Raw genomic sequence first — 6,872 nt, forward strand, 5'->3', positions numbered from 1 at the left:
CTCGGCGATCAGTTGAGTCTCCCGTATCCCGGAAGCCCGTTTACGGGCCGCAAGTAACAGAAATGCAAATGTCAGATCGTACAATGCGCCTGCTAGGGCGCAGCTGGTAAGAGAGCCTTACAGGCGCATATGAAAAACCCCTGGCTATGCCGGGAGATATTTATTTCACCTTCTTTTTGCCGCAGCCACAAGGCCACGCGCAGGTATTGCTGTTAATTATTTTAATGTCAGTGTTAACAAATGCAGACATATGTGAACGTGACGTGACGGAATCAATATCCAGATAATGATAAAATGTCAGTTATTTCAAGTGATAATCATAAAATTAAATATCTTGATATATTGGAATGTATATTGCATCTGCCTCACTTTTGATGTTTTTAGCAAGATCGCAGTGGACAGCCTGAATTGAAATGATCTGTTTTGCAGTGAGGAGGCTAGTTTATGTCGGTACGCAGCATCAGAATGGCAATGATGCTTCTTGTGGGCGGGGTGGTTTTTGCGGTGCAGTCAGCCCTGATTGTCGTTGTCGCCCGCTACAGTTATGAGGCCAGCCTGACGTCAAGCGTTGATCAGATGCGCCTCCTGGCTGGCACCATTGCCAAGTCGCTGGGCGACTTTGGCGAGCAGCAGCAGATGGTGCTGCACGGAGCCGTACTGCAACCTGCCCTCAAGGAATATTTGCGCAACCGGCACGATAATGGCGAGGCCGCAGGTTTTCTCTCGGCCATGTCGCGCTCGGCAGACGAAGTAAACTCCTTCTTTCTGTTTGATACGGAAGGAACTCAGCTGATCAACCGCGTTCACGGCAAGGAAGGCAGCCTCAAAAATTTCGCGCACCGCGAGTACATTCGCGAGACCTTCAAGGGCAAGCCCGGTCTGAGCGACACCCCGTCAAAGAGCGCGATCACAGGCAAGGCCATTGTGGGCGTTGCCGATGCCATAGTGGACGACAGCGGCAAGGTCATTGGCGGCGTGGGCATGGCCTATGCCATTGACGGCCTGATGGAAAACTACATTAACGATATCCACCTGGGCAAAACGGGCTATCCGTTTATTGTCGCGCCCACGGGAGTTATGGTCGGGCACCCCGACAACGAGCGCGTGCTCAAGGATGTTTCCAAGGAAGAAGGCATTGCCCGTATCCTTGCCACGCCTTCTGGCATCGAATCCTTCACCCGCGACGGCGTGGAAAAAATGCTGGCATGGGCGCCGGTTCCGGGCTGGAACTGGAAGGTCGTCATCACCATGGATCGCTCGGAGATCGAAGCCTCGGCCAACAGTCAGCGCAACCTCATGGTTGGCGCAGGCTTTGCCGCAATTCTGCTGCTAGTGGGCATTACCCTGCTGGCCCTTGAAAAGATCATCGTCAAACCCCTGCAAGAGCTGGAATCCTATGCCAGGTCAGTGGCGGACGGCGAGCTTGACCGCAGCCTGACGCTGGTGCGGCGTAATGAAATTGGTCATCTGGCAGACAGCCTGCGCAGCATGGTGGGCAGCCTTAAAGACAAGATCGCCGAGGCTGACGGAAAAAGCCGTCTGGCGCAGGAAGAATCAGAGCGAGCCGCCTGCGCAACACAAGAAGCCGAAGCCGCCCGCATGGCCGCCGAACAGGCCAAGGCCGATGGCATGCTGCATGCCGCCACCGAGCTTGAAGGCGTCGTGGAGGCCGTGACCACGGCTTCGGAAGAACTCTCGGCCCAGGTGGAGCAGGCCAGCCGCGGCGCTGAAAGCCAGACTGCGCGCGTGGGCGAAACAGCCACCGCCATGGAAGAAATGAACGCCACCGTGCTTGAAGTGGCGCGCAACGCCGGGCAGGCGGCGGAATCCGCCAAAGCTGCCAAGAGCAAGGCTGAAAGCGGCGCAGATGTGGTTGCCAGTGTGGTCAAGGACATCAGTCGCATCCAGACCAGCGCCGTGGAACTGAAATCGGAGATGACCACGCTCGGCAAGCAGGCCGAGAGTACGGGGCAGATTTTGGGTGTTATTTCGGACATTGCAGACCAGACCAACCTGCTGGCGCTCAATGCGGCCATTGAAGCGGCGCGCGCTGGCGAAGCCGGGCGAGGGTTTGCCGTGGTTGCCGATGAAGTGCGCAAACTGGCGGAAAAGACCATGACCGCTACCAAGGAAGTGGGCGACGCCATCCGCGATATCCAGAACGGCACCCGCAAAAACGTGGGCAACGTGGAGCAGGTTGTAAATATGATTGATACGGCCACCACGCTTGCGGGCACCTCGGGCGAGGCCCTGCATGAAATTGTGAATCTGGTGGACGCCACGGCCCAGCAGGTGCAATCCATCGCCACTGCTGCGGAAGAACAGTCCTCCACCAGCGAGGAGATCAACCGCTCCATTGAAGACGTGAACCGTATCTCGCTCGAGACCAGTTCCGCCATGCAGCATTCTGCCGGGGCGGTTTCCGACATGGCCCAGCAGGCGCAGGTACTGCGCGGGCTTATCAGCAGTTTGAAATCCGGCCATTAGCCGTCTGTCTGTACATACCAATGTGGGGGGCCTTGCCGTATGGCAGGGCCCCCTTTTCATCTGTTTTTTCAAATCGGCACAGGGCTGCTCACAGAGGCTTGCAAAAGAACAGAGCATCAGTAGTGTGGAAAAAACACCAGCAAACCCGGAGGCTCCATGCGGCAGACCATAATCAGTGCTCTTTTGTTCATGCTGCTGGCGGTAACTGCCAGCGCGGCAGACTACAAGGATGTGGCCTCCGGAGTGCGCTATACGCACATCGGCGACTACAGCGTTGAACGGCTGAATAAAATTCTTACGTCGGAAGTGGCGGCGTTCAGCAATTTCAAGATGCAGTACCCAGAAGCCGCCAATGGCGTGAGCCTTTATAAGGTGCAGTACTCTACCGTGATTCCGGAGCAGGGCAATCGGCCCACCATGGCTTCCGGCCTAGTGGCAGTGCCGCAAATTGCCAAAAAGAAGTTGCCCGTGGTTTCGTACCAGCACGGCACGGTATTTACCCGCACGGCGGTGCCTTCCCGCCCTGAGGAATCGGACGAAACACGCATTGTGACCGCGCGGCTGGCGGGGAACGGCTATGTGGTGATAGGCGCAGACTACATCGGCAAGGGAGATTCCACCGAGCCGGACAGCTATATGGTGCGCGAGGCTACAGTGCAGGCCTGCATGGATATGCTCTTTGCCGCCCGCGCGGTGCTGGCGGATCTGGGTATTGAAGAGGATGGCCTCTATCTCAGTGGCTGGTCGCAGGGCAGCTGGAGTACCCAGCAATTCCGCCATCGGCTCGAATCCCTGAACATGCCCGTCAAGGCGGCGGCAACGGCGGCTACGCCAGCCGATCTTTATTTGCTGCTGACCCGCTGGATAAACAACCCCTCATCGCTTGACGCCACGTGGCTTGCGGGCAGCGTCATCCTGTTTACCTACTCCTACGCCTATTATTACGACATGCCCGGCCTGCCGCAGACCATCATCAAGCCTGAGTATCAGGCTGTGTGCCGTGATTTTTACGAGAACAAGATCGGCTGGGAGCAACTGCAACCGCAGATACCCGCCAAGGTCGCCGACCTGGTGCAAGAGGAAGTCATGGCCCAATCCTCGGCGGGTATGGACACATTTTTTCGCAGATTGCGCGATAACCAGGCCTTCATGTGGCGCTCGGCAACGCCTTGCCGCTACTATTACGGCAAGGTGGATGAGGTCATGCCGCCCTACGTGTCCACTCTTGCCGTGGGCTACACCATCACCGCAGGGGGAGCCAGGGCTGAGGCCGTCTATGCCGGCGACACCGCCGACCACCGGGGTGCATTTTTGTATGGGGTGGGGGATCAGAAGGATTTTTTTGACAGCAAACGCTAAACAGTTTTTTCCCCCGCTGGCTGTTTAAGACAGCCTTGCCGGGAACAGATGACTGCTTCTTTTCGTGCTGCGGCCAGGAGGTTGGAAACCAGCCCCCTGACCGCAGTTTTTGTTATAACCATGTGTTGTAGCGGCGCATAAAGGCCCCCTTTACCAGCGTGGCCAGGGTCAGATAACCCACAAGCACCGCAGCCAGCCAGGGGAAGTAGCTGGCGGGCAACGCGCCCATGTCCAGCCCCTGACCCAGAGCGGTGAAGGGAATGGCTGTGCCCACAGCAACGCCAAGGCCCGTGAGCAGGGTTACCTGCCATGCGGCGCGGCTGTGCAGCAGGGGAATGCCCGGGGTGCGCAGCATGTGGATGACCATGGTCTGCGTCCACAGCGATTCCACAAACCAGCCCGCCTGAAACAAGGCGGCAAAGCTCGCCTGATCGGCGCTGCTCATGGCTTGCCAGCCGCCTGCGGGCATGGGCACCACGGCAGGGCAGATCACCCAGAACAGCAGGGCGTAGGTTGTGAGGTCAAAGACCGAGCTGGTAGGCCCGAGCCAGAACATGAACCGCCGGATGCTGTCCGTATCCCAGTTGCGCGGCTTGCGTAAAAAGTCCTCATCCACATTGTCCCAGGGCATGGCCGTGCACGAGACATCGTAGAGCAGGTTGAGCACCAGAATCTGTAGGGGCGTCATGGGCAAGAACGGCAGAAACACACTGGCCGCCAACACGGAGAACATGTTGCCGAAGTTGGAACTGACCGTAATCTTGATGTATTTGATTATATTTGCATAGGTGCGACGGCCTTCCATCACGCCGGCTTCAAGCACGGTGAGGTCTTTTTCGAGCAGGATGACGCCTGCGGATTCCCGGGCCACGTCCACGGCGGAATCAACGGAAATGCCCACATCGGCGTTCTTCATGGCCGGAGCATCGTTGATGCCGTCGCCCATAAAGCCCACCACATGGCCGTTGCCGCGCAGGCAGGTCACTATGCGGGCTTTTTGGCGCGGGCTGAGCTTGGCGAAAATGTCGGCTTCCTCAACGGCAGTTTTCAGGGCCGCATCGTCCATCTCTTCAATTTCTGCGCCAAGCAGAATATTTTTCCCCGGCAGCCCCACCTGACGGCACACGCTGCGGGTAACGGCGTCGTTGTCGCCTGTCAGCACCTTTACGCGCACGCCGTGCTCGTTGAGCGCAGCCAAGGCCTTTGATGCGGAATCCTTGGGCGGATCAAGAAAGGCCAGATAGCCCAGCAGCACCATATCTTTTTCGTCCGCCACAGAGAAAACGCCGCCCGTCGCGGACATGGTTTTGTGCGCCACGCCCACCACACGCATTCCGTCGTTGTTGTAGCGGCGCACGCGCTCCAGTATTTCGGCCTGGAGTTCGGGCGTGAGCGGTTCGACCTGCCCGTGATATTCGGCAAAGGCGCATACGGTGAGCATTTCTTCCAGCGCGCCCTTGGTGATGATCTGGGTTTTGCCCGTGGTGTCTGCCACCACCACGCTCATGCGGCGGCGGCTGAAATCAAAGGGCATTTCGTCCACAAGGCTGTATTCCTTGCGCAGGGGCTGCATGCTCAGTTCATCGGCGTGGTTGACGATGGCGGCGTCCAGCAGGTTTTTGAGGCCGGTCTGGAACCAGCTGTTCAAAAAGGCGTGACGCAGCACCCGGGCGTCTTCCGTGCCGTGGATGTCGAGCGAATACTCAAGCACAATCCTGTCCTGCGTGAGGGTGCCCGTCTTGTCGGTACACAGCACGTCCATGGCCCCAAGGTTCTGGATGGCGTTGAGGCGGCGGGCAATAACCTTTTTGCGGGCCATGAACACGGCCCCGCGCACAAGATTGGCGGATACCACGGTGGGCAGCATCTCTGGCGTAAGGCCCACGGCAACGGAAAGGGCAAACAAGGAGGCTTCCACCCAGTCGCCCTTTGTGAAGCCGTTGATAAAAAGCACCACCGGGGCCATGCAGATCATGAACCGCAAAAGCAGCCAGGAAACGGAATTCACGCCCTTGTCAAAGCTGGTGGGCGTGGTGGTGGCAGCAATCTGGCGCGCCAGAGAGCCGAAAAGAGACGCTCCACCCACAGCCAGCACGAGGCCGTAGGCCGCGCCGCTGACAACGTTGCTGCCCATGAAGGCCAGATTGTCGCAATCAAGGGGCGAGGCGGCGGCAGTGTCGGCGGGCAGGGCATGGGGGAACTTTTCCACCGGTTCGCTCTCGCCAGTGAGGGAAGACTGGCTGACAAAAAGATCCTTGGCCCGCAGAATCCGCATGTCGGCGGGGATCATGTCGCCTGCGGCCAGGCGCACCACATCGCCCACCACCAGCGAATTGATGGGCAGTTCCTTGCCCTCGCCCTCGCGCACCACTTCTATGGTGGTTTTGACCAGCGATTCAAGCCGGGCCACAGCATTGCCGGAGCGGGCCTCCTGCACGAAATGCAGCACGCCGCTGATGCAGACCATGACCATCACGATAATAACGGCGGTGAGGTCTTTTTCTCCGGCAGCAACAAGCAGATAGTCGGTAAAGAAAGAAATGCAGGCCAGCAGCAAAAGCACAACGCTGAATGGATTGATAAACGAGGTGAACAGGCGTTTGGGCAGGCTGTCCCTGCCCTTGGCGGCAAGGATATTGGCCCCGTACTGATGGCGCATCTCATGCACCTGATGGCGGGAAAGGCCATCGGGCGAGGAGTTGAACGTCTGCAGGGCTTCGTCCGGCTCAACGCGGGCGGCATCAAGCAGGCGGCTTGCAGCCTGGCGAACCAGTTCAGTACTGACGGAATGAGTGGCTGCGTGGCCTTTGCGGCCAAAAATACGGGCAAACGGCACAACAAGGCCGTGCGGCAGAAAAGAGCGCAGAACCATAAAATCCTCCTGGGAGCACGCGCAACGCGTTACCCGCAGGAAGATTTTCAGCTACGGGAACGGAATGGCGTGGAAAGAGTGGTGCGACGTAAACTGTCAGGTTCCGAAGGGGAACTGTGGCAACTGTCGGACGACATGTAGGATGCTCCTTCCA

3 protein-coding genes are annotated in these 6,872 nt (G+C 58.2%); 2 read left to right on the plus strand and 1 reads right to left on the minus strand.

Translation table 11 applies throughout. The features are described 5' to 3' along the window. Nucleotides 1–444 precede the first annotated feature (444 nt). Nucleotides 445–2,487: a methyl-accepting chemotaxis protein gene (locus tag VEZ52_RS10215; RefSeq protein WP_324836713.1), complete on the plus strand. Its 2,043-nt coding sequence runs from the start codon at nt 445–447 to the stop codon at nt 2,485–2,487. 156 nt (nt 2,488–2,643) lie between these two features. Next, the gene (locus VEZ52_RS10220) at nt 2,644–3,846 is read left to right on the plus strand and encodes a hypothetical protein (protein ID WP_324836714.1); all 1,203 of its coding nucleotides are present in this window, start codon (nt 2,644–2,646) and stop codon (nt 3,844–3,846) included. A 112-nt stretch (nt 3,847–3,958) separates the two neighbouring features. Here VEZ52_RS10220 and mgtA read toward each other — a convergent pair whose 3' ends face one another. Further along, on the minus strand, nt 3,959–6,718 hold the full coding sequence (mgtA, locus tag VEZ52_RS10225) for a magnesium-translocating P-type ATPase (RefSeq protein WP_324836715.1): 2,760 nt from the start codon (nt 6,716–6,718) through the stop codon (nt 3,959–3,961). Nucleotides 6,719–6,872 lie beyond the last annotated feature (154 nt).

The sequence above is a fragment of the Desulfovibrio sp. genome, assembly GCF_035644575.1.
Taxonomy (GTDB): domain Bacteria; phylum Desulfobacterota; class Desulfovibrionia; order Desulfovibrionales; family Desulfovibrionaceae; genus Desulfovibrio.

Coding starts and splice junctions, on each gene's coding strand:
- VEZ52_RS10220 (WP_324836714.1), top strand. CDS start 2,644: ATGCGGCAGACCATAATCAGTGCTCTTTTGTTCATGCTGCTGGCGGTA.
- VEZ52_RS10215 (WP_324836713.1), top strand. CDS start 445: ATGTCGGTACGCAGCATCAGAATGGCAATGATGCTTCTTGTGGGCGGG.
- mgtA (WP_324836715.1), bottom strand. CDS start 6,718: ATGGTTCTGCGCTCTTTTCTGCCGCACGGCCTTGTTGTGCCGTTTGCC.